The following is a 21,636-nucleotide window of genomic DNA, read 5'->3' as shown; positions in this document are numbered from 1 at the left end:
GATCACGCCCGCATCCAGTGCGGCGAGCAGCGCGTCTTCATCCACCAGGTTGCCGCGCGAGGCATTGGTGAAGAAGGCGTGCGGCTGCATCGCGGCAAAGGCCTGGGCGTTCATCATGTTCTCGGTCGCATCGGTGGCGGGTGCGAGGCAGACAACGAAGTCGGACTGCGCCAGCAGCACGTCGAGCGCAACCTGCGCGAACTCGGCCCGCCCCGTCGCCGTGTACGGGTCGTGCACGACGATGCGCATGCCCAGCGCCAGCGCGACATCGCACAGGTAGCGGCTGATCTGTCCGTAGCCGATCACGCCCAGCGTGCTGCCTCGCAACTCGCGCCCCATTGCCGGCGCCGGCGGGCGCCCCGCGTGATAGCTCTCGGTCGAGGCGCTGATGCCGCGCCCCAGGTCGATCATCGCGCCCACGATCCACTCCGACACCGAGGCGATGAACCCCGCGCTCGCCTGAGTCACCAGCACGCCGTGCCGGCTCGCCGACGCCACGTCGATGTTGCGGATGTCGATGGCGCAGCGCACGAAGGCCTTGAGCCGAGGCAGCGCCGCGAACAGCGCCTCGTCGCCCGCCGTCTGGCGATAGGAAATGATGGCGTCGCAGTCCTGCGCGAGCTCGGCTAGTTCGGCCGACGAAAGATCGGCGTCGGTGGGGTTGAAGCGCACCTGCGCAATGGCCTGCAGGGCGGCGGTGGCGCGGTCGCCGAAGTAGTTGGCGAGCTTGGCTGGCGGATGGCTGACGAAGACCGTGGTCATGGAAAATCTTAATTCAGAGATGAAAAGCTGGGAAACCTATTCCGACACACGCGAATTAATCAAACAAACGAAGCCCCGAGGCCTCTCTGCCAATGCATAAGAGCATCAACCTCAAATCTCTGCCAGAGTTTCACTTGCCATCAGTTGCATCAATGATGCCTCAAGGCGAATCATTTACGCATCTCAAAGGTATTGTTCAATTTCTGATTTTTTTCTAATATTCAAAGAAACACTTGCGCTTTGCGGCGCAAGAATAACAAGCTCCTTATCAATTAAGGTTTTCATCGAAGACTCAAATGTCAACACACCTTTGCAAAAATGATTTTTAAGAGTGTCTTCGCTTATATTTTTCTTCCCCCAAAAATGACGACGATGAAGGCACGCCAGAATTTGCCTCGCACCGACATCGATGTCTATCTTTCTGGAAAACCCAACAATCGACGCATCCAAGCTTTCCAATATATTGTCATAGCTCTCTATTCCAAAATAGTGACTATGAGTTTGGCGCACGGTCGCGATCTCCGAGGAACCAATTAAAACGACCTCGTAGCCCGCGTCCGCCGAATACTGCCGCTCATATTCAATGTATGCCTCAACTGCTTCATTTGAATTTCTCCCCACGACATCCCAGCTCACAAAGGCGCCTGCATTCCAATCAAAAACTAATATCCAATTATTCAAGCCACCGCCATTATTTCTTGTTTCTTTTTCCGTTAAAGTTTTGATAATATCTTCATTGACAAAGCTATCAAAAACCTTATGCCGATCGGAAGTAGAAATTATTTTTTCGCAAACCTCTCGTAGGCGATCAACCTCAATTCGATGAGCAATGCTTGGCTTGCGTGAAGCCTCAATTTCAAAAAAGACATCTGAAAGGCTTTTGAAGTATTTTATAACCTGCGGATCTCCTTCCTTTTCCTTTAAGTGATGCCCATAAATTACTGATGTTCGCTCAATACTTTCGGACCAATAGTGCTGAACTCTGCTTCTAATTTGAAGCTCAAGATGGAATCCAGAGCGTTTAAGTATGACGTGAAGCGCACGATACCCTGTGTCATCTCGACCACGCTCTCTATAGTCCGTTATTTTTTCGATCGTAAATATTTGCTGCTTGACAACCTGTCGCTTTAGATACTCAAGCAGCTTATCAACATCAATGTTTTTTTGAACAATGATTCGGCATCCACCGATGTCTTGCAATTGCGTTAAGCGAACACTAAGTCGATTTAATTTTCTAACAATTTGCGGCTTTCTTTTAAGCCTTTGTGCGATGTAGTACGGAGCTCCATAGTTTGCCATTAACAGCTGCAACTCAATGGTTGTCTCCGAAAGAGGTTGTAGATGGGCTTTTCGATACTCATCAAATACATCCTCTAAATCAAGAAGCTCTACTTCATCTTGATATTTTCCTTTGGCCAATGCGTAACCGGATTTGTCAATTTTTGACTTTGATTGAGTTGCCATTTCAAATGAAGGTTAATTTTAAATATGGACAAAAATAGTTTGAGAGATTTAACAAGCTCCAAACCCAAAAAAAATTGAACGAGCACTTATACAGCATGATTTTTTGCTCAATCACTTCTCGCAAACTCCATCACGCCGTCATCCACCGGGCCAAAGCGCAGGCTCATGAGGTCGCGCGCGTAGTTCTGGTGCACCCGCCACGGCGCGTGCGAGCCCTGTTTCGGAAACTTGCCCACGGCGCGCTGAACATAGCCCGACGAGAAATCGAGCCACGGCTCGGGCGTCAGTGCCGGATCGGCGTTGCGCGGCGTGCATTGGCTCCAGCCGTGCTTCTCCATGTGATTCAGCACCCGGCAGACGTATGCGCAGGTCAGGTCGCTCTTGAGCGTCCACGAGGCATTCGTGTAGCCGAACGACGAGGCCAGGTTGGGCACGTCGCTGTACATCATTCCCTTGTAGTTGAAGGTCGCGGCCGGGTCCACGCGGCGGCCGTCCACGTCGAGCTGCACGCCGCCGAGCACCTGCAGTTCGAGCCCTGTGGCGGTGACGATCACGTCGGCCTCCAGCTCCGCCCCCGACTTCAGCCTGATGCCGCGCGGCGTGAAGGTGTCGACGTGGTCCGTGACCATCGAGGCTCGCCCTGCCTTGATGGCCGCGAACAGGTCGCCGTCGGGCACGAGGCACAGGCGCTGGTCCCACGGGTTGTAGCGTGGCGTGAAATGCGTGGCGACGTCGTAGTCGGGGCCGAGGGCCTGCCGCACGCCGCCAAGAATCAGCTGCTTCACGCGATCGGGCTTGCGCCGCGCGAGGCGGAAGAAGTACATGGACAGCAGCACGTTCTTCCAGCGCGTGAGGCCATAGGCCAAGCCGGTCGGAAGAAAACTCCGCAGTTTGTGGGCGATGGGGTCCTGCGCCGGCCGCGCGACCACGTAGGTCGGTGAGCGCTGGAGCAGCGTCACCTGCGCAGCCGTCTTCGCCAGCGCGGGAACCAGCGTCATCGCCGTCGCACCGCTGCCGATCACGACCACCCGCTTGCCGCTGCAATCCAGGTCCTCCGGCCAGTGCTGCGGATGGACGACGCGGCCCGTGTAGTCGCCGATGCCCGCGAACTCGGGCGTGTAGCCGGCTTCGTACCTGTAGTAGCCGCTGCACAGGAAGAGAAAGTCGCATCGCATGCGCAGCGGAATCCGCTCGGGGCCGTGCTCGACATCGACGCTCCAGCAGGCATCGGGCGTCGACCACGAGGCGCGCACCACGCGATGATTGAAGCGGATCTTCTTGTCGATGCCATGCTGCGCAGCCGTCTCGCGCAGGTAGCCCAGGATCGACGGCCCGTCGGCGATGGATTTCGCCTGCGTCCACGGCCTGAACGAATAGCCCAGCGTGTACATGTCCGAATCCGAACGCACGCCCGGATAGCGGAACAGGTCCCAGGTGCCGCCGCTGCGCTCGCGCCCTTCGAGAATCGCGTAGCTGCGGCCCGGGCAGTTCGCCTGCAGGTGGTAGCCGGCCCCGATGCCGGAGAGGCCTGCGCCGACGATCAGCACATCCACGTGTTGCGGCTCCTGTTGAGCTTCTTCCTGCATCGACATGTCTCCTTGTCTCCTCAGTCCTGTCCTGCAGCACCTCCTGCGGCGGAAGTGCTCCGGATCATCAGCCACGCGCTCGCTGCGCTCAGCACGGCCAGCGCGGCGCTCGACAGCATCACCCAGCGAAAGCCCGCGACGAACGATTCGGCCACGGCCCGCTTGACCGCTGCCGCCGTGGCCGCATCGGCACCCGGCGGCAGCGCCGCGCCAGCCAGCTTGCTGCGCTCGCCCTCGAGAAATGCTGCCACCTGCGTCGAAGCGCCCATGTCGCGCAGGTGATCCGCCAGCGCCGCGTCGAAGGCCCAGGCCATGAGCGCGCCGAACACCGCGATCGCCAGCACCGCCGCCGCGCGCGACACGGCGTTGTTCACGCCCGATGCCACGCCGGCCAGTTCGGGCCCCACCGCGTTCATGACCGTGGTCGTCAGCGGCGCCACCGTCACCGTCATGCCGAAGCCCAGCACCACCACGGCCGGCAGGAAGCCGCTCCAGTAGCTCGCCCCCACGCCCGGCAACGCGAACAGCGCGAAGCCCACGGCGGCAATGGCCGGCCCGACCACCAGCGGCACGCGCGGCCCGAAGCGGTCGACCAGTTGCCCGGCCCAGCCCGAGAGCGCGAACATGATGAAGATGAAAGGCAGCAGCGCCGCGCCTGCCACCGTCGCGGAGTAGCCCTGAACCTGGATCAGGTTGAGCGGAAAGAAGTACAGCCCGCCGCCCAGCGCCGCGTACAGCAGCAGCGTCAGCAGGTTCGCGCCGCTGAAGTTGCCGATGCGCAGCAGCCCCAGCGGCAGCATCGGCGTGCGCACCTTGCGCTCGGCGAGGAAGAAGCCCGCACCGCCAATCACACCAATGGCCAGCGCCGAAAGCACCGCCGGCGAACGCCATCCCTGCGTCGGCGCCTCGATGAATGCGTAGACGATGCCGCCGAGCCCGGCCGTCGCCAGCAACGCGCCCCACAGGTCGAGCCCGCCGCCGGCCGACGCGCCGCGGCTCTCGGGCACGTGGCGCCAGACGATCCACAGCACCAGCAGCGCCATCGGCACATTGATGAAGAAGGCCCAGGTCCACGAGACGTGATCGACCAGGAAACCGCCCAGCACCGGCCCCACCGCCGCCGTGATGCCGCTGAAGCCCGACCAGGTTCCGATGGCCTTGCCGCGCTCCTTTTCGGGAAAGGCCGCGCTGATGAGCGCAAGGCTGCCCGGCACCAGTAGTGCGCCACCGATGCCCTGCACCGCCCGCGCGGCGATGAGCTGCTGCACGTTGCCCGCAAGGCCGCAGGCCACCGACGACAAGGCGAAGATGCCGACGCCGATCGCGAAGATGCGCCGCCGGCCGTAGTGATCGCCAAGCGCGCCGCCCACGAGCAGCAGCGCCGCCAGCAGCAAGGCATACGACTCCACCACCCATTGCGCCTGGAAGGCCGTGGCCCGCAGGTCGGCCTGGATGGCCGGCAGCGCCACGTTGACCACCGTGCCGTCGATGAAGGCCATGCTCGAACCCACGACGGCCGCGGCCAGCACCCAGGGCTTGGAAGCTTCGGGACAGCCGCCCTCTTCCGGCCGGACGCCATGCAGGATCAGCGTGTCGTCGCAGGGCGCCTTGCCGATCTGTGCCATGGGGTCTCCTTCTTATGGGATTCCGGTTTGCCTCTTCCTATCTCTTCCTTCTCTCCCGAGGCCGGGAGGAAGAATCAGGTCGTGCAGGCGGTCGCCGACGGATTCGCACGCGCCGCGCTCACGCTGCGCGCCATCGCCGCAGCCGCAGCCGCCGTGACGCGCTGCGCGCCTTGCGCCACCGCGTCCATGCCGCTGCCCACGGCCTCGCCGAGGTTCAGCTGGCATACCACCGTGCGCGCCTCGTCCGAGCGCCGCAGCGTCCAGTTGAAGCGCGCGTCGACGCGTCCGCCATCGACCGCGTCGAACTGCTGCAGCTGCACCGCGATGCGCCACACCGGCTGCGAGCCCTGCTTGCCGCCCTTGGTCACGTCGAGCGCGCCGAGCCGCCCGGCGATGCCGCTGGCCAGCGCGTCGCGCAGCTCGTTCTCGAACGACGAGGCCCAGCGGTGCTGCTCCAGCACCTCGACCTGCACGCTGCCGTTGGGCTGGCGCACCACCATCTGCGGCCGCGCAAAGCGCTCGGGCACGGCCACCGGTGCGAGCTCGATGTAGAGCGGCGCGGTGCCGCCGGGCGTCGAAGGCGCGGCGTCGGCCGCGGTCACCGGGCTCGCCAGCGTGTAGTAGTTGTCGGGCTTGCTGGCGCAGCCCGCGAGCGCGGCCAGCATTGCCGCTGTCGCGGCCACGGATGCGATGTGGTTCTTCTTCATTTCTTGCCGTCGTCCGGTTTGCCGCGCAGCAGCGACTCTGGGTGGCGCTCGAGGTAGTCGGTCAGCACGCGCACCGAGCCGGCGGCGCGCGTGAGTTCCTGCAGCGTCTGGCGCATGTCCTGCTGCAGCGGCGAGTCGTCGGCCAGCGTGCGCTCGGCGCTGTTCACGGTCTTGCGCACGTCCTTCATGGCGGCGGCCAGCTCGGGCGTGACGTCGTTGTTGATGCGGCTCACCGTCTGCTCGGTGGCCGTGAGCGTCTTGTTGAGCGTGGCGAGCGTGGTGCGCAGGTCGCCCGCGATCTGCTCGTAGGGCACCTTGTTGAGCTTGGTCGCGATTTCCTGCACCTGCGACTGGATCTCGTCGAGGCTGTTGGCCACCGTGGGCAGCTCGATCGGGTTCTTCGACAGGTCGATCTTCGCCGGCGGCGCCTTCGGGAAGAAGTCGAGCGCCACGTAGACCTGGCCGGTCAGCAGGTTGCCGTTGCGCAGCTGCGCGCGCAGGCCCTTCTCCGCCAGGAAGCGCAGCCGCTCCTGCTGGCTGGCGCGCGATTCGGTGCCGCTCTCGCCCGCGCGGCGGCGCAAGCGGTCGGGGTAGACCTGCACCAGCACCGGCATGCGGAACTCGCGCTCGGCGCGGTCGAACTCGACGCCGATCGACTTGACCTCGCCGATCACCACGCCGCGGAAGTCCACCGGCGCACCTGGCGTGAGGCCGCGCAGCGACTGGTTGAAATACATCAACAGGGTCTGCGAAGGCCCGTCGGGCTCCTTCATGGCGGAAGCCTCGTCCTGCCCCAGCGCGAAGGCGGCGTTCTCCTTGGCGACCGGGCCCATGGCGTCGTCGGGCGCCTGGAAGGCGATGCCGCCGAGCAGGATGGTCGCCAGCGACTGCGTGCGCAGCGTGAAGCCGCTGGCGCTGAGCTGCGCGTCGATGCCGCTGGCCTGCCAGAAGCGCGTATTCATGCCCACGAACTTGTCGTACGGCGCATTGATGAACACCCGGATGGTCACGCCGCGCCCGTCGCCGTCGAGCTCGTAGGCGGCCACCTGTCCGACCTTGATGCGCCGGAAGTACACCGGCGAGCCCACGTCGAGCGAACCCACGTCGTTGGCGCGCAGCAGAAACTGCTTGCCCGAATCGTCGCGCGTGACGATGGGCGGAGTCTCGAGCCCGGTGAACTCGCCCGAGGTTTCCTTCGACACGCCCGCGTCGGCGCCGATGTAGGCGCCCGACAGCAGCGTGTTGAGCCCCGAGATGCCCGAGGTGTCGAGCCGGGGCCGCACCACCCAGAAGCGCGAGTCCTCGGCCGTGAAGCCTTGGGCGTCCTTGTTGAACTGCACCAGCACGCGCACGTGCGAGCGGTCGCGCGCAAGCCGCAGATGGGTGACGAGGCCGATCTGCACGTCCTTGTACTTGACGGTGGTCTTGCCGGCCTCCAGCCCTTCGGCGGTCTTGAAGGTCAGCACCACCTCGGGCCCGCGCTCCATCAGGATGCGCGCCACCAGCGTGATGCCCACCAGCGCGGCCACGATGGGAATCAGCCAGATCAGCGACGGCAGCCATTCGCGCCGGCGCACCACGCGCGGCCTGGGCAACTCGGGCGGAGCCGGTGTGCTCCGCGATGGGTCTTCTTCACTCATGCTGGTTTCTCGTCCCTGTTTTCATGTCCCTGAGCAACTTCCTCGTTGTCCCGCAGGATGGCCTGCTCTTCCCTGCTGTCCCAGGTGAGCTTCGGGTCGAAGCTCAGCGAGGCCAGCATGGTCAGCACCACCACCGACCCGAAGGCCGCGATGCCCACGCCCGCGGTGATGACCGCGAAGCCCTGGATCTGCACCAGCCCCGTGAGCAGCGACACCACGAACACGTCGAGCATCGACCAGCGGCCGATGATCTCGATGATGTGATACAGCTTCGCCCGCTCGCGCCGCCGCCAGGTGCTGCCGCGCTGCGCCAGCACCACGAGCAGCAGAAGCACCGCCAGCTTGAACAGCGGCACCAGGAAGCTGGCGATGAAGACGATGGCCGCCAACCCGTAGGCGCCTGACACCCAGAAATAGATCACCCCGCTCAGGATGGTGTCGTTCTGCGTGCCGAACAGCGTGCGCGTGATCATCACCGGCAGCAGGTTCGCCGGTATGTACATCATGCAGGCCGCGATCAGGAAGGCCCAGGTGAGCTTCAGGCTCTGCGGCTTGCGCGTGTGCAGGTGCGTGCCGCAGCGGCCGCAGGCATCGCCCTCCTCGGCGCCCTCCCAGACGGCGCCGCAATGCCGGCAGGGCATGTAGCCGAGCGAGGCAGCGGTGGGAACCCGCGAGTCCTCGTCGTGGTGGTGATGATCGCTGGAAGCCGCAAGGCTCCCGAGGCGCTGCCGGAGGCGGCCCAGCGGCTTCATGCCGACGCCCCGCCCTTCTCGTTGCTCGCCCTTTCGCTCGCCTCCTCGCCTGTGCCTTCGTCCGGTCGGGCCTCGCCCTTCGGCCGGAACGCCATTGCCCAGAACGCTCCCGGGTCGAACGACAGCACCGCCGTCAGCATGACCGTGAGCGCCATGAAGGCCCACAGCGCCGGCCCCGGCACCACGCTCGCCATGCTGGAGAGCTTGACGATGGCCACCAGCACTCCGAGCAGGAACACTTCGATCATTCCCCATGGCCGCAGCGACTGCATCGCCCGCACCAGCAGCGCGAAGCCCACGGGCCGGTGCTCGCGGCTCAGCGGAACCAGCAGGTACGCCAGGATGCACAGCTGCAGGAAGGGAAACAGGATGGTCGTCGCCAGCACCAGCAGCGCCACCACCGACATGCCTTCGGCGCTCAGCGCCACCACCGCCCCGGCCAGCGTGGTCTGGCTGCGCAGGCCCTGGAGTTCGATCTCGACGATGGGAAACAGGTTCGCGATGGCGAACATGATGAGGCAGGCCACCGTCAGCGGAAGGATGCGGCGCTCCTGCTGGCCCGGGTGCCGGTCGAGCTCGGTGCCGCAGCGCGGACAGTGCGCGACGTCGCGCGGACGCAGCGGCGTACGGCTGTAGACCGCATCGCAACCCGGGCAGACCACCGTGTCAGGCACTTCCTTCATGGGTGAGTACCCTAACTCATTCAGCCGCCGTGGCTTGTCGTCCTGAGGCGCAGAGTGCTGAAAACCGCTGCCACCGCGGCAAAACTTGCCGCCAGCACCAGCGCAACCACCGGGCCATGGCCGCCGTGGGGGCTCCAGACGCTGAAGACGCCCGCCAGCACCACGGCGCCCAGCGTTTGCCCGGTCAGCCGGGCCGTTCCCAGCATGCCGCTGGCTGCACCACTGCGGTGCGCCGGCGGCGAAGTCACGATGGTGTGGTTGTTCGGCGACTGGAACAGCCCGAAGCCCAGCCCGCACAGCGCCATGCGCCACGCGATGTCGGCATTGCCCGGATGTGCCGGCAGCGCCGCCAGCAGCGCCAGGCCGGCGGCCAGCAGGCCCAGCCCGATGCCGCCGAGCAGCCCATCGGGATAGCGGCCGATCAGCCGCCCCGCGATCGGCGCCATCACCACGATGGCCAGCGGCCAGGCCGTGATGAGCAGCCCCGCCTCGATATGGCTGCGGCCGTACACGTCCAGCAGCAGGAACGGCAGCGCGATGTAGGCCAGCATCTGCGCGCAGAACGCAGCGACCGAAGTACCCATCGACAGCGCGAAGACCGGAATGCGCAGCAGGTCGATGGGAAAAAGCGGCACAGCCAGCTTGCGCTGGCGCCGCAGGTAGACGAAGCCCACGACCAGGCCCGCCAGCAGGATGGCCCAAGCCGAAGCCTGCGAGCCGCTCGCACCCTGCGCCGACCCTTCGCGCACACCCAGCCGGTCCACACCCAGGAACACCAGCGAGAACATCAGCACGTTCAGCGCCACGTCGATGGGCGAGAAACGCAGCCCCGCCGCCGGCGCCACGCGATTGAACGGCAGCGCCTTCATGCCCAGCGCGAAGGTGACGATGCCCAGCGGCACGTTGATCGCGAAGAGCCACGGCCACGAGGCCACCGACAGGATCGCCGCGGCCACCGAAGGCCCGGCCACCGAGGACGTTGCGACCACCAGCGAATTGATGGCCATGCCCTTGCCCAGTTGCGAGGACGGATAGGTCAGCCGCACCAGCGCCGCGTTCACGCTCATGATGCCGGCCGCGCCCAGTCCCTGGAAGGCGCGCGCCGCGATCAGCGTGCCGAGCGAATTGGCGAATGTCGCGGCCAGCGACGACAGCGTGAACACCGCCATGCCCACCAGGTACACGCGCCGGTAGCCCACAAGGTCGCCCAGCGAGGCCAGCGGCAGCAGCATCACCAGCGTGGCGATCTGGTACGCATTGACCACCCAGATCGCCTGCGACGGGCTGGCCTGCAGCTCGCGCGCGATGCCAGGCAGCGCCAGGTTGACGATGGTGCCGTCGAGCACCGCCACGATCAGCCCGAGGATGATGACCAGCATCGCCCAGCCGCGCTCCGGCTGGGCCAGCCCGTCGATCGGCTTGCGGATCGTGCTGTTGCCGCCGCTGCCATCGTTGTTGTCTTCGGCCGCCGGGAGCCCGGCGCCTGCGCGTACCGTGTTCATCAGGCTTGCTGTGTCCTTCCTGTCTTTCCAGTCTTGGCCGTGGGCTCGGAGCGCACGCCGCCCAGCGTGAGCCAGGTCAGCACCAGCGCGATGAGCGCGCCACCGGCCATGCCGGCCACCATCGGCAGCGGCCTGCCATCGGTGAAGAAGCCCACCACCGCCATCGCCAGCGCACCGGTGAGCATCTGCAACGTGCCCAGCAGCGCCGAGGCCGTACCCGCGATGGCGCCGTGCATCTCGAGCGCCAGCACGCCGGTCGTCGGAATCACCAGCCCCATGAAGCCCGAGGCAATGAAGTACAGGACGATGAGCACCCAGATGTTGTCGCCGCCCATCGCGAAGTAGACGAACATCGCGACCATCGCCACGCCGCAGCACACCACGCCGAACTTGACGAGCTTGACCAGCCCGTAGCGCTCGCCGAGCGAACCGGTGAACTGCGAAGCCGCAATGAAGGCCGCAGCGTTCACGCCGAAGGCCACGCTGTAGAGCGCGGGCGACAGGCCGTAATGGTCGATCATCACGAACGACGAGTTCGCCAGATAGGTGAAGAAGCCCGCCATCGCGAAGCTGCCGATGAACACCAGTCCGAGGTAGTGCGTGTCGCGCAGCAGCAGCCAGTAGGCCGAGAGCGCGCTGCCGAGGCTGCTTTCGACGCGCTCCGAGGCCGGGCGCGTCTCGTCGAGCAGCTTGACCATCATCGCGAGGCCCGCGACGGCCGCGATGGTCACGGCCCAGAACACGCCACGCCAGCCGGCGAATGCGATCACGGCGCTACCCGCGAGCGGCGCGAGGATCGGCGACACGCTGAACACCAGCATCAGCAGCGACATCAGCCGCGCGGCATCGGTGCCCGTGTGCAGGTCGCGCACCACGGCGCGCGGAATCGCCATGCCGGCCGCGGCGCCCAGGCCCTGGATGAAGCGCAGCACGATCAGCGTCTGGATGTCGGTCGCCAGCGCACAGCCCACGCTGGCCAATGCGAACAGCACCAGACCCGCGTACAGCGGCGGCTTGCGGCCCACCATGTCGGAGACCGGCCCGTACAGCAACTGGCCCGCGCCGAGCGAGAGGAAGAAGGCCGTGAGGCTCATCTGCACCGCGCCGATGTCGGCATGCAGGCTCTGTCCGATGGCGGGCAGCGCCGGCAGGTACATGTCGATGGCGAATGGCCCGATGGCCGAGAGCAGGCCCAGCAGCAGGGCCATCTTGAAGAAGGGAGAAGAACGCATTGCAGCGATTGTCGCGAAGCGCGGCAATCGCTGCAGGCGTGGGGTCTGCACCCTGCCCTTGCTAATTCCTGGCAAAGAATCGAGCCGGCGCGGGGCGTTGAAACTTCGAGAGGATGAGCTGTTTCTTCTTACTGCTTGCCGGCGGGCCAGAACACCAGCGCGCGCAACTCGATGCTGCGGCGCGGCGGCGCCTCCTGCGAACCGGTCGGGTCCTCGAAGGCCGTGTGCGCGGTGAAGCGCGCCACGCCGTCTTCGCGCGAGTCATGGATCTTCAGCAGCACGGCCTCGTCGGGCCGCAGCCTCGGGAACCAGTACCAGCGGTGCTCCGGGTTCCAGGTGAAGGAATAGATCTCGCCCACCTTGTCGGGATAGACCAGGTCGCTGGGTACGAGATCCTTGGGCGAAATGGAGCGTGCATCGCACAACGCGAGCGGCAGCCGCTCCACCGTGGCCAGCGGCCGCCACAGGTTGATGATCGCGAAGCGGTGCTTCAGGCGCTCCTCGGCCTCGTCGGGCGGCAGGTGGTCGCGCACGCGGCGCGGCGCGGAGACGGCGGTCTGGTCGTTGTGCACGCGCCGCACCGGCTCGCGCAGCTCGGCCGTGCGGCGCGATCCCTGTGCGCTGTCGCGCAGCGTATGGTCGAACACCACGATCTTCTCGGCGCCCGTCACGTCGCGCAGCAGTGCCTCGGATTCGCGGTAGTAGATGTCGCGGATCGTGGCGTCATGCGAGAAATCGGCGAGCACGCTGCGATGCGATATCTGCGTGAAGCCGCTGCGGTCGAGCGTCAGCTCGTTCAACGCCACCAGCGGACGCCCGTCGCGGATGGTCACGCGGCGCGGCTCCAGTTCACCGGTGACCCACGGCGTGCCCGGCGGCGGCTCGAAGGTGTAGCTCACGGGCCTGCCCTGGCCCGCCTTCAGGTAATTGAGTTCGGCCTCCACCGACGGCAGGGTTGCGGCCAGCATCTGTCCATTGGACCCAACGCTCATGCGATGTGACTCCTCAAAACGGTTCCTCGGGTGACAGCGACGAATGAGCACGAAGGCTATACCTGCCCCCCGGCGCGCGGAACGATGCAAAAGGGATAACCATATTCGGCGGCAGGTCGGTGCTCCGTGCAACTTGACGCCATGCCCGGCTTCACTGCATGCGCCGCGACCGCTACGCTATCGCCTTCCCGGACCGTTCATAACAACTCACAGCAACCGTCATCCAGGAGAAGATCGCCCATGGCCCTCGCCCGCACGATCCGTGCCGACCTCTTGCGCGTGTTCGTTCTCACGCTTGTCTCGCTCTTCGCCATTCCGGCGGCGACGCTCGCCTTCACCGAATACGCGCTGCGTTCGCAGGACACGGAGTTCCTGCAGGCGATGGAAAAGCGCATCGCCAACGATGCCCGGCTCTCGTCCGCCGACAAGGCCGAAGCCACCGCGTTCTACCGCAGCCACCAGCTCTCCAAGGCCTGCGACGCCACCGCGCCGGAAGACAGGAACTTTCACGACAAGGTGTGCAGCCCCTACTCGATGCAGTGGCAGTTCCACTGGGCAGACCGCGCCGCCATCTGGACCATCGTGCTCGGTGCCGCGCTGCTCGCGGCGGCGTTGGTGCTTGGCGCGCTGGCCTTCGCCAACCGGGGCCTGCGCTATGCCAGCTTCGTCGCGGGCTGGCGGCTCATGACGGTGTCGAGCGCAGTCGAGGTCGTGCTGCAGAGTGCGATGCTGGTGTGGCTGTCGTTCTGGCTCACGGCGTATTTCTGGCACAGCTACTACATCAAGCTGATCGCGATCGCCGGCATCGCGGCCGGGGCGGCGGTGTTCTACGCGATCTACACGCTGTTCAAGAAGCTGCCCTCGGGCAACGAGATCGAAGGCGAGCTGGTCACCCAGGCCGATGCCCCGCGGCTGTGGGAGCGCATCCGCCAGCTCGCGGCCCGCGTGAAGACCGCGCCGCCCGATCAGATCGTGGCCGGCATCGACACCAACTTCTTCGTGACCGAGGCACCGTGCGAGGTCAGGGGCCGCACCCTGCAGGGACGCACGCTGTTCGTGAGCCTGCCGCTGCTGCGCGTGCTCGACCAGACCGAAGCCGACGCGGTGCTCGCCCACGAACTGGCCCACCTGGGCGGCGGCGACACCCGCAGCAGCGCGGCGCTCGGCCCCAAGCTGCTGCAGTTCGACCAATACACGTGGAAGATGCGCGGCGGCGGCCTCACCATCGTGGCGCACTACCTGCTGCGCCTGTACCGCATGATCTTCGCCTTCGCCCTGGCACGCGACAGCCGCGAGCGCGAATACAAGGCCGACCGCGTGGCAGCCGGGCTCACGGCGCCGCATGCCATCGTGCAGTCGCTCATCAAGATCTCGGCCTACGCGAGCTACCGCAACGACGTGGAGCAGAAGCTGTTCGAGCAGAACCGCGAGCATGACGGCGCACTGGGCATCGCCCGCTTCGTCGCCGACGGCCTGCCGCCCTACGCCAGCTCCGAGGCCTTCATCGAGGCGATGAAGACCGCCGGCGTGCCGCACCCCTTCGACAGCCACCCGCCGCTGCTGGAGCGCATGCGCAACGTCGGCCACCACGTGCCCGAGAGCGCCTATGGCGCCATCGTCGCAACCGCGCCGCAGGCATCGTGGGCCGACGACATCGAGACCGCCGAGGCCATCGAGCAACGCCTGTGGAGCGACTACGAACAGCGCTTCGTGCAGAACCACGAGCTGAGCCTGGCCTACCGCTACGAACCCGCCACCGAGGAAGAACGCGCGGTGGTGCTGCGCCACTTTCCTCCGGTCGGCTTCGCGCTGAAGAACGGCGAGCGCATCGACATCAGCTACGAAGGCATGCACCCGAGCGCCGACGGAAGTTCGACGATCTCGTGGGACGAGGTGAAGAGCCTGGCCTACAAGGACAGCAGCTTCGGCGACACCCTCATCGTCACCCACTTCGACAAGGGCATGCTGGGCGCGCGCACCACCAAGTTGAAGCTCGCGGGCCTCGGCAAGCAGAAGGAGAACTTCAAGGGCGCCGTCGGCCACTACTGGCGGCGCCACCAGATCATGAGGGCACAGCAGCAACAACAGTCATGACAAGTGGTTCCTGCCGATCCCGCTGGCCTGCATCTTCATCGGCCTCGTGCTGGCCGCCCAGACTTCCGCGCCCGTGCCGAAGATGGCCACCGTGACGCTGCCCACCGCCATCCTGAGCGGCACCACGGCCGCCGCGGGCATCGCATGGATCAATTCCATCGGCAGCCTGGGCGGCTACATCGGCCCGACCATCTTCGGCGCGCTGAAGGACGGGATGGGCAACGACATCTACGCCGCGATCTTCCTGGCGATGCTGTCGGCAGTGGCATGCGGGCTGGTGCTGATCATCTGGCACGACGCACGCACCGAGCAGGCAGCACCCGGGCGAGCCTGATCCGGAGTTGACCGGATGGCATTCCAGGTACTGCGATCAGTGCGGTTTTTCACGCCAAACCCGTTATCAACTGTCATCTGAATGTTTACACGGACGTTTTACAAGAGCGCTCGTTGAACGACGCAATTCCTCGATTGATGTCACTGCCAAGGAAGAACGCCATGAAGACCAAGCATTTCATCCTCTCCAGCATCCTCGCGTTCGCCGGCCTCGCCATGCTGGCACCGAGCATCGCTTCCGCCGCGCCGGCCCACCACCCCAAGAAGCACAAGGTGTGCAAGTGGGACGCGCGTCATCACCACCGCGTTTGCCACTGGGTGCGTTGATCCTGCCGGTGCAAACCGAATGAAAAAGCCCGCTGATGCGGGCTTTTTCATGGGCGGCCGGAATGGGCCATGCGATCAGTACAGCGTCGCCTGCTGGCGCGCCGGCAACTCGCGGTCGTAGGTTTCCCCATCGAAGGCTGCTTCGGTCAGCGCCGAAAGAATGGCGCCGGGCGTCGGCACCTCACGCTTCGCATCCGCCTGCAACGGCGCCCACAGCTTCGAGCGCTGGATGGCCCTCGCGCACTGGAAGAACACCGTCTCCACCGTGATGCGGATCACGCATTGCGGCGGCTTGCCGTCCATCGCGAAGCGCTCCAGCAACGCCGGCTCGACCGTGATCTGCGCCCTGCCGTTCACCCGCAGCGTCTCGCCCACGCCGGGAATCAAAAACAGCAGCGCCACGCGCGGATCGGCCACGATGTTGCGCAGGCTGTCGATGCGGTTGTTGCCTCGGCGCTCGGGCATGAGCAGCGTCTTCTCGTCCTGCACTGCGACGAAGCCCGGCGGGTCGCCGCGCGGCGAAGCGTCCAGCCCGCCGGGGCCGAGGGTCGCGAGCACCGCAAATGGCGATGCGGCGATCAGCGCCTGGTAGGCCGGGTGCAGGTACGGCACCTCCTTTTTCAGCGAAGCCTCGCCGGGCTGGCCGAACAGGGCCTCGAGCTGGGCGACGGTTTCAATGGCGTGGGAGGTCGTCATGTGCTTCCTTGCTGGATGTTGATGGATTGTGGCGATGCGCCCCAGCCGCAGGCCAGCGCCGTGAGCGCAAGCAGCAAGGCGGCTGCGCCGTAGATCCACGATGGCGACGCAACCGGCAGCAGCAGGCCCGCGATCAACGGCCCGGTGCCCGCGCCGATGTCTCGCCACACCGAACGCGCGGCCAGTGCCTGCACGCGCTCAGGGCCCGGCGTGCGGCGCGCCACGATGGGCGGCAGCAAGGGCAGCTGCAAGGCACGCAGCACCACGATCAGCGCCGCGCAGCTCCAGAGCCAGCCGAGGCCGAAACCCACGAGCGCGATGGCGGTGACGAGCGACAGGCTCACCAGCAGGCGCTCGGCGCCGAAACGTTCGGCCATGTGCCCGCCGACCGGGCTCAGCAGGATTTCCGCGAGGTAGCGCAGCGCCATCAGCACGCCGGCCACGATCACTGCGCCACCCGGCAGCAGGTCCTTGCCGAGATACGAGAGGCCGACGATGAAGAGCCCGTCGAGCGCCAACCCTTCCATGAACGACCAGCCGTCGAGGCTGTTGGGCCGCTTGAAGCGCTTGCCCGGTTTGGCCACGGGATGCGGCGCCGCCGGCAACCGCCGCGTGACGAACCATGCAAGCAGCGAGAACACCGCGAGGATGCCGAAGATCGTGCGCGGCCCTGTCCAGTGCGCCAGCAGCGCACCGAGCGGCAGCGCCAGTACCGGGCCCATCGCGATGAAGGCACGCGAACGCCCGTTGCGCCGAGCCGCGCCCACCGGGTCGGCCGTGGCCAGTGCCTGGGTCGACAGGTTCAGCGCCGCGAAGCACAGGCCCCACATCAGCCGCAGCGGCAGCAGCGCCCAGAAGCCGGAGAGCGCGGCGTAGCCCAGTCCGCACACTGCCGCCGCCACGACGGCGATGGTGCAGGTCAGCCGGTCGCCGTTGCGGGCGTAGAAACGGGCGACGAAGCCATAGCCCGCGATGCGCACCAGCCGGTTGGCCGCGAGCAGCATGCCGGCCTCGGCGAGCGTCACGCCGAACTGGCTGGCGTACATCGGCAGCAGCAGGTAGAGCACCACGTCGGCCGGCAGCGAAAGGCCGAGCGCCATCGCCGCGTGGCGGGAATTCTGGTCGGTGAAGGTGGGGTTGGGAGCAGGTGAGGTGCGTGACATCGAGCCCTGATGGTGCGCCGCCGCATACCGCGCCGACAAACGACATTAACGCCAGCCATGCGTGAGAAAATTGCACGCATGCCGCTTCGAGAGCCTCCCCTCAACGCCGTGCGCGCCTTCGCTGCCGCCGCGCGCCATCTCAGCTTCACGCGCGCGGCGCTCGAACTGCACGTCACGCACAGCGCGGTGAGCCGGCAGATCAAGAGCCTTGAAGAATTCCTCGGTGTCGCGCTGTTCGAGCGGCGCATCCGCCAGGTTGCGCTGACCGCGGAGGGGCAGCAGTTCTTCGCCGAGGTGCAGCCCGCGCTCGCGCAGATCGGCGCGGCGGCGCGCTCGCTGCAGTCGCAGGGGCCGGCGCGCGCGGTGCGGATCAACGTGCGGCCCTCCTTTGCCGTGCGCTGGCTCATTCCGCGCCTGCCGTCCTTCGTCGAGCGCTTCCCCGACATCGAGCCGCAGGTCGTCACCAGCACCGTCATGCCCGAAGAGGCCATCGGCAGCTTCGACATCGCGGTGCGCCGGAGCCTCGAGGGCTGGCCTGCCTCGATGGAGGTGCAGCCCTTTCTCGAAGACGAGGTGCTGGTGGTCGGCGCACCCGCGCTGTTCAGCGGCCATCCGCTGCCCGACCTGCGCGCCCTCTCCTCGCACGTGCTGCTGTCGGCCCGGACACGCAAGGACGACTGGGACGCATGGAAGAAACAGGTCGGCGCGCCCCGCACCCGGCCCGCTGGCAGGCTGCAGTTCGACCATCTTCACTTCGTGCTGCAGGCGGCGGTCGACGGGCTGGGCATTGCGCTGGCGCCGACCTCGCTGGTGTCGCACGACCTGGCCTCGGGCCGCCTGCAGTCGCCGCTGCCAGCGCTGCGCATGACGCTGGATCGCTACTACTACGGCCTGGCGCCCGATGCCGCGCCGGAGACCGCATACGTGGCCGAGTGGTTCGAGGAGATGCAGGCACAGGGGGCCTAGCCGGGGCAATGCGCAGAGCCTTGCTCGCGTGTCCGGAAACGGCCGGCCGCGCGAGCCCGCCGCCGGCACGATCAAGGCATGCCTCACACACCCCTTCCCCGCTCCTTCCAGAACCTCGCGTGGTCCAACCTCGCAGCGCAGTCCGCCGAACAGCTGAGCCTTGCGGCCGTACCGCTGGTTGCCGTGCTGGCGCTCGGCGCCGGGCCGGGCGAGATCGGCTTTCTCGCCGCCGTCCAGACATTGCCCTTCCTGTTGATCTCGATGCCCATGGGCCTGCTCGCGGATCGCATGTCGCGACGGCGGCTGATGGTCTGGTCCGAGGGACTGCGGGCGATCTCGCTGCTCGTGCTGCTGGCGATGGTGTTCGTGTCGAAGCTCAGCATCGGCTGGCTGGCCGTGCTCGGTTTCCTGGGCGCGGTCGGCACCGTGGGTTTCAGCGTCGCGGCGCCCGCATTGGTGCCGGCGCTTGTACCTCGGGAAGCGCTGGCCGCGGCCAACGGGCGGCTCGAGCTGGCGCGCAGCGCGGCGTTCACCGCCGGTCCCGCGCTGGCGGGCGCGCTGGTGGCATGGGCCGGCGCGTCGGCGGCGTTCGTGCTGGCAGCCGTGCTGTCGGTCTCGGCCGTGGGCCTGCTGTTGCGATTGACCGAGGCGCCGCGCACACCCGTGCCCGGGCGACATCCGTTGCTCGAAGTGCGCGACGGCGCGCGCTTCGTCTGGCAGCACGAGATGCTGCGGCCGATGCTGATGACCGGTGCGGTCTTCAACATCTCGTGGTTCGTGCTGCAGGCCGGGTACGTGCCCTACGCGGTGCGAGTGCTCGGCCTCGGCGCGCAGGCGGTCGGTTTCACGCTGGCGATGTACGGCGCGGGCATGGTCGTCGGCGCGCTGCTCACACCGCGCGTGGTTGCGCGCCTGCCGTTCGGCCGCGCGATACAGGTGGGGCCCTCGGTCGCCGTCCTGGCCGCGGCAGCGATGGCGGGCACGCTCGTCGTGCCGACGGCCACGCTGGCGGCGCTCTCGTTCTTCCTGTTCGGCGCGGGGCCGATGGTCTGGGTCATCACCTCGACCACGCTGCGCCAAAGCGTGACGGCGGCAACGATGCTGGGCCGGGTGTCGGCTGTGTTCCTAACGATCAACGCGGGCGCACGGCCCATCGGCGCAGCGCTGGGCGGCGTCGTCGGTGCGGCATGGGGTGAACCGGCCTGCCTGCTGCTGGCGCTCGCGGGATTCGCGCTGCAGGCGGCGATCATCTTCGCCTCGCGCATCGCGACGCTGCACCGGCTGCCGGTGCCCGCAGTCTAGAAAAGCGAAGCCATCCCGTTCGGCCGCGCATCCTCGATGTCGAGCATGCGCAGCTTGGTCAGCGCACCGCCGCCTGCCGAGAAGCCACCCGGCTTGTTGCCCGCGGCAAGCACACGGTGGCATGGCACCACGGGCGCGAACGGGTTGTGGCCCATCGCCTGGCCCACGGCGCGCGACAGGCCCTTGTCGCCCAGCTCCTCGGCGATCTCGCCGTAGGTGCGGGTCTGCCCCGGCGGAATGCGCCGCGCGATCGCGTAGATGCGCTGGTGGAACTCCGACACGCCGCTCATATCGAGCTCGATATGGCTCAGGTCGTCGTGCACGCCACGCAGCAGGCCCTGGATGGCATCGATGGCGCGCTGCGCCATTTCGTCCGGCGGGCCTTCGTGCAGGTCCGGAAAGCGTTGCCGCATGCGCGCCCGCGTGGCCGGCTCGCCGTTGTCTGCGGGCAGCTGCACGCCGACCAGTCCGTGCGGTCCCCATGCCAGGGCGCACATGCCGATGGATGTTTCGAACAAGGCAAAGCCGCTCATCACGATGTCTCCCGTTGCAGCGAATGCTGGCGCGACGCCAGCACCGCGCCGAGCCAGAGGGCCGTTGCCGAAGCCACGAGCCCGCGCGCCAGTCCGCCGGGGCCGTCCGAGATCCAGCCCGTGACCGTCGGCCCGACGATCTGCCCCAGCGCGAAGATGATGGTGAACGCGCTGATGCCCTGGGCCCAGCGCGATGGCGGCAGGTTGTGGCGCACCAGCGCGGTGGTCGAGGCCACCACCGACAGGAACACGCCGCCGAACAGCACGCCTGAAATCAGCGCCACCGGCGCGGACGAACTCAGCACCGGCAGCAGCGTGGCCACGCCGAGCAGTCCGTTGAGCAGCGCCTGCGGCTGTCCGCCGTGGTAGCGGTCGAGCAGCCCCGCCCACAGCCGCGAGGACGCCACGCAGGCAATACCCAGCAAGGCATAGAACAGCGTGACGAAGCCGGCGCTGGCGCCTTGCTCGCGCAGCAGCGCGATCACGAAAGTCATGTAGCCGATGTAGCCCATGCCGAACAGGGCATAGCCGGCAAGCGCCCAGCCGAAGCGATGCAGCGCGACAGGTGGCTCTGCTCCCACGGAAGCGGTTGGTGCCGCCTGTGTCGCGTGAGCCGGCATCGCACGGCCGGCCCATGCCAGCAGGCAGGTGGCCGCCGCGCTCGCGAGAGCCAGGGCCCACCATGCCCAGGTCCAGCCGTGGGGTGCGCCCGCCGCCGCGCGAAGCGCCTGCGGCACGAGCAGCGCCGACAGCAGGATGCCGAAGCCGGTGCCGCCGTAGTAGATGCCGAGCAGCAGGCCGCCGCGCGTGGAGCCCGCTTCGCCCAGCCGCGCCGCGAGCAACCCGCCCGCGACGAACACCCAGGCGCTCGCCACGCCGGCCAGCAGGCGCTGCAGCAGCAAGGCCGATGCGTCCGTCACGAAGCCGCTGCCTGCCATGAACACGCTGGCCAGCACCGCGCCGAACACCAGCAGCCGGGTCGCGCCGAAGCGCCGCATCAGTGCCGGCGTGACCAGCGCGCCAACCAGATAGCCGACCGCGTTCGCCGTGTTCATGCCGCCTGCCAGCGCATAGCTCCAGCCCAGGTCGGCGCGCATCGGCGGCAGCAGCAGCGCGTATGCGAAGCGTGTGATGCCCAGCGACACCGCCGCCCCCATCGAAAGCGCGAAGGCAAGCCGCAGCGTGGGCTGGGCAGAGATGGGGGATGGAGAAGCGAGCGTCGTCGGCATTGCTGTGGCGGGCGGCAGGCGGGCCTATTCTGCGGCAGGTGCCGCCGG

The 21,636-nt window shown here is 66.7% G+C and carries 20 protein-coding genes; 5 read left to right on the top strand and 15 right to left on the bottom strand.

Going from position 1 to position 21,636, the window contains the following annotated elements:
* The 11 genes from EJO71_RS31510 to EJO71_RS31460 all read right to left on the bottom strand — a co-directional run.
* Positions 1–762 (bottom strand): NAD(P)-dependent oxidoreductase (locus EJO71_RS31510; protein ID WP_125952522.1); only part of this gene is annotated, 762 nt, incomplete at its 3' end.
* A 183-nt stretch (positions 763–945) separates the two neighbouring features.
* A complete protein-coding gene (locus EJO71_RS31505; RefSeq protein WP_125952523.1) occupies positions 946–2,226 on the bottom strand; it encodes a RelA/SpoT domain-containing protein in 1,281 nt (426 codons plus the stop codon).
* A gap of 107 nt (positions 2,227–2,333) precedes the next feature.
* Positions 2,334–3,812 (bottom strand): NAD(P)/FAD-dependent oxidoreductase, encoded by a 1,479-nt coding sequence (locus EJO71_RS31500; protein WP_125952524.1) that lies wholly within the window; start codon positions 3,810–3,812, stop codon positions 2,334–2,336.
* A gap of 20 nt (positions 3,813–3,832) precedes the next feature.
* Positions 3,833–5,437 (bottom strand): MFS transporter, encoded by a 1,605-nt coding sequence (locus EJO71_RS31495; protein WP_125952525.1) that lies wholly within the window; start codon positions 5,435–5,437, stop codon positions 3,833–3,835.
* Positions 5,438–5,511: 74 nt separating this feature from the next.
* Positions 5,512–6,144 carry a PqiC family protein gene (locus EJO71_RS31490; RefSeq protein ID WP_125952526.1) on the bottom strand — a complete coding sequence of 211 codons (633 nt, stop codon included), beginning with the start codon at positions 6,142–6,144 and terminating at the stop codon, positions 5,512–5,514.
* Positions 6,141–7,784, bottom strand: a complete 1,644-nt coding sequence (locus tag EJO71_RS31485) for an MlaD family protein (RefSeq protein WP_125952527.1) — start codon at positions 7,782–7,784, stop codon at positions 6,141–6,143. Before EJO71_RS31485 ends, EJO71_RS31490 begins: the two co-directional genes overlap by 4 nt.
* A complete protein-coding gene (locus tag EJO71_RS31480; protein WP_240651580.1) occupies positions 7,781–8,425 on the bottom strand; it encodes a paraquat-inducible protein A in 645 nt (214 codons plus the stop codon). The genes EJO71_RS31485 and EJO71_RS31480 overlap by 4 nt, the downstream gene beginning before the upstream one ends.
* Before the next feature lie 107 nt (positions 8,426–8,532).
* Entirely contained in the window at positions 8,533–9,219 is a 687-nt protein-coding gene (locus tag EJO71_RS31475; RefSeq protein ID WP_125952528.1) for a paraquat-inducible protein A, read from the bottom strand.
* Between the two features lie 20 nt (positions 9,220–9,239).
* The gene (locus EJO71_RS31470; protein WP_171022474.1) at positions 9,240–10,721 is read right to left on the bottom strand and encodes an MFS transporter; all 1,482 of its coding nucleotides are present in this window, start codon (positions 10,719–10,721) and stop codon (positions 9,240–9,242) included.
* Positions 10,721–11,953, bottom strand: a complete 1,233-nt coding sequence (locus EJO71_RS31465) for a multidrug effflux MFS transporter (protein ID WP_171022475.1) — start codon at positions 11,951–11,953, stop codon at positions 10,721–10,723. The genes EJO71_RS31470 and EJO71_RS31465 overlap by 1 nt, the downstream gene beginning before the upstream one ends.
* 128 nt (positions 11,954–12,081) lie before the next feature.
* Positions 12,082–12,945 carry a CmcJ/NvfI family oxidoreductase gene (locus EJO71_RS31460; RefSeq protein WP_125952529.1) on the bottom strand — a complete coding sequence of 288 codons (864 nt, stop codon included), beginning with the start codon at positions 12,943–12,945 and terminating at the stop codon, positions 12,082–12,084.
* A gap of 240 nt (positions 12,946–13,185) precedes the next feature.
* Between EJO71_RS31460 and EJO71_RS31455 the strand changes: the two genes are divergently transcribed.
* From EJO71_RS31455 to EJO71_RS34520, 3 genes are all read left to right on the top strand, one after another.
* Positions 13,186–15,039 (top strand): M48 family metallopeptidase, encoded by a 1,854-nt coding sequence (locus tag EJO71_RS31455; protein WP_125952530.1) that lies wholly within the window; start codon positions 13,186–13,188, stop codon positions 15,037–15,039.
* Between the two features lie 46 nt (positions 15,040–15,085).
* On the top strand, positions 15,086–15,373 hold the full coding sequence (locus EJO71_RS31450; RefSeq protein WP_276311713.1) for a hypothetical protein: 288 nt from the start codon (positions 15,086–15,088) through the stop codon (positions 15,371–15,373).
* A gap of 161 nt (positions 15,374–15,534) precedes the next feature.
* A complete protein-coding gene (locus EJO71_RS34520; RefSeq protein ID WP_164546949.1) occupies positions 15,535–15,699 on the top strand; it encodes an HHHH-motif protein in 165 nt (54 codons plus the stop codon).
* Between the two features lie 75 nt (positions 15,700–15,774).
* On the opposite strand, the gene EJO71_RS31445 is transcribed toward EJO71_RS34520, so the two are convergent.
* Both EJO71_RS31445 and EJO71_RS31440 read right to left on the bottom strand, forming a co-directional pair.
* The gene (locus tag EJO71_RS31445) at positions 15,775–16,395 is read right to left on the bottom strand and encodes a pyridoxamine 5'-phosphate oxidase family protein (protein WP_125952531.1); all 621 of its coding nucleotides are present in this window, start codon (positions 16,393–16,395) and stop codon (positions 15,775–15,777) included.
* A complete protein-coding gene (locus tag EJO71_RS31440) occupies positions 16,392–17,558 on the bottom strand; it encodes an MFS transporter (protein ID WP_125952532.1) in 1,167 nt (388 codons plus the stop codon). The genes EJO71_RS31445 and EJO71_RS31440 overlap by 4 nt, the downstream gene beginning before the upstream one ends.
* A 78-nt stretch (positions 17,559–17,636) precedes the next feature.
* Here EJO71_RS31440 and EJO71_RS31435 point away from each other — a divergent pair, with 78 nt between their 5' ends.
* Positions 17,637–18,524 carry a LysR substrate-binding domain-containing protein gene (locus EJO71_RS31435; protein WP_125952533.1) on the top strand — a complete coding sequence of 296 codons (888 nt, stop codon included), beginning with the start codon at positions 17,637–17,639 and terminating at the stop codon, positions 18,522–18,524.
* Between the two features lie 78 nt (positions 18,525–18,602).
* The gene (locus EJO71_RS31430) at positions 18,603–19,826 is read left to right on the top strand and encodes an MFS transporter (RefSeq protein ID WP_125952534.1); all 1,224 of its coding nucleotides are present in this window, start codon (positions 18,603–18,605) and stop codon (positions 19,824–19,826) included.
* Here the strand turns inward: EJO71_RS31430 and EJO71_RS31425 are convergent.
* Both EJO71_RS31425 and EJO71_RS31420 read right to left on the bottom strand, forming a co-directional pair.
* On the bottom strand, positions 19,823–20,359 hold the full coding sequence (locus EJO71_RS31425) for a methylated-DNA--[protein]-cysteine S-methyltransferase (protein WP_125952535.1): 537 nt from the start codon (positions 20,357–20,359) through the stop codon (positions 19,823–19,825). The two genes, EJO71_RS31430 and EJO71_RS31425, sit on opposite strands and share 4 nt — an antisense overlap.
* Positions 20,359–21,588 (bottom strand): YbfB/YjiJ family MFS transporter, encoded by a 1,230-nt coding sequence (locus EJO71_RS31420; protein WP_125952536.1) that lies wholly within the window; start codon positions 21,586–21,588, stop codon positions 20,359–20,361. The genes EJO71_RS31425 and EJO71_RS31420 overlap by 1 nt, the downstream gene beginning before the upstream one ends.
* Positions 21,589–21,636: the final 48 nt, after the last annotated feature.

Source organism: Variovorax sp. 679, from assembly GCF_003952185.1.
In the GTDB taxonomy this organism is placed as follows: Bacteria; Pseudomonadota; Gammaproteobacteria; order Burkholderiales; family Burkholderiaceae_C; genus Variovorax.
This window is presented reverse-complemented; position numbering and strand designations above follow the sequence as displayed.

What these genes read in the sequence shown, in the direction of transcription:
- EJO71_RS31480 (WP_240651580.1), bottom strand. Translation starts at nt 8,425, where the DNA reads ATGCCCTGCCGGCATTGCGGCGCCGTCTGGGAGGGCGCCGAGGAGGGC.
- EJO71_RS31485 (WP_125952527.1), bottom strand. Translation starts at nt 7,784, where the DNA reads ATGAGTGAAGAAGACCCATCGCGGAGCACACCGGCTCCGCCCGAGTTG.
- EJO71_RS34520 (WP_164546949.1), top strand. Translation starts at nt 15,535, where the DNA reads ATGAAGACCAAGCATTTCATCCTCTCCAGCATCCTCGCGTTCGCCGGC.
- EJO71_RS31440 (WP_125952532.1), bottom strand. Translation starts at nt 17,558, where the DNA reads ATGTCACGCACCTCACCTGCTCCCAACCCCACCTTCACCGACCAGAAT.
- EJO71_RS31435 (WP_125952533.1), top strand. Translation starts at nt 17,637, where the DNA reads ATGCCGCTTCGAGAGCCTCCCCTCAACGCCGTGCGCGCCTTCGCTGCC.
- EJO71_RS31430 (WP_125952534.1), top strand. Translation starts at nt 18,603, where the DNA reads ATGCCTCACACACCCCTTCCCCGCTCCTTCCAGAACCTCGCGTGGTCC.
- EJO71_RS31465 (WP_171022475.1), bottom strand. Translation starts at nt 11,953, where the DNA reads ATGCGTTCTTCTCCCTTCTTCAAGATGGCCCTGCTGCTGGGCCTGCTC.
- EJO71_RS31500 (WP_125952524.1), bottom strand. Translation starts at nt 3,812, where the DNA reads ATGCAGGAAGAAGCTCAACAGGAGCCGCAACACGTGGATGTGCTGATC.
- EJO71_RS31470 (WP_171022474.1), bottom strand. Translation starts at nt 10,721, where the DNA reads ATGAACACGGTACGCGCAGGCGCCGGGCTCCCGGCGGCCGAAGACAAC.
- EJO71_RS31455 (WP_125952530.1), top strand. Translation starts at nt 13,186, where the DNA reads ATGGCCCTCGCCCGCACGATCCGTGCCGACCTCTTGCGCGTGTTCGTT.
- EJO71_RS31505 (WP_125952523.1), bottom strand. Translation starts at nt 2,226, where the DNA reads ATGGCAACTCAATCAAAGTCAAAAATTGACAAATCCGGTTACGCATTG.
- EJO71_RS31425 (WP_125952535.1), bottom strand. Translation starts at nt 20,359, where the DNA reads ATGAGCGGCTTTGCCTTGTTCGAAACATCCATCGGCATGTGCGCCCTG.
- EJO71_RS31495 (WP_125952525.1), bottom strand. Translation starts at nt 5,437, where the DNA reads ATGGCACAGATCGGCAAGGCGCCCTGCGACGACACGCTGATCCTGCAT.
- EJO71_RS31490 (WP_125952526.1), bottom strand. Translation starts at nt 6,144, where the DNA reads ATGAAGAAGAACCACATCGCATCCGTGGCCGCGACAGCGGCAATGCTG.
- EJO71_RS31460 (WP_125952529.1), bottom strand. Translation starts at nt 12,945, where the DNA reads ATGAGCGTTGGGTCCAATGGACAGATGCTGGCCGCAACCCTGCCGTCG.
- EJO71_RS31445 (WP_125952531.1), bottom strand. Translation starts at nt 16,395, where the DNA reads ATGACGACCTCCCACGCCATTGAAACCGTCGCCCAGCTCGAGGCCCTG.
- EJO71_RS31475 (WP_125952528.1), bottom strand. Translation starts at nt 9,219, where the DNA reads ATGAAGGAAGTGCCTGACACGGTGGTCTGCCCGGGTTGCGATGCGGTC.
- EJO71_RS31420 (WP_125952536.1), bottom strand. Translation starts at nt 21,588, where the DNA reads ATGCCGACGACGCTCGCTTCTCCATCCCCCATCTCTGCCCAGCCCACG.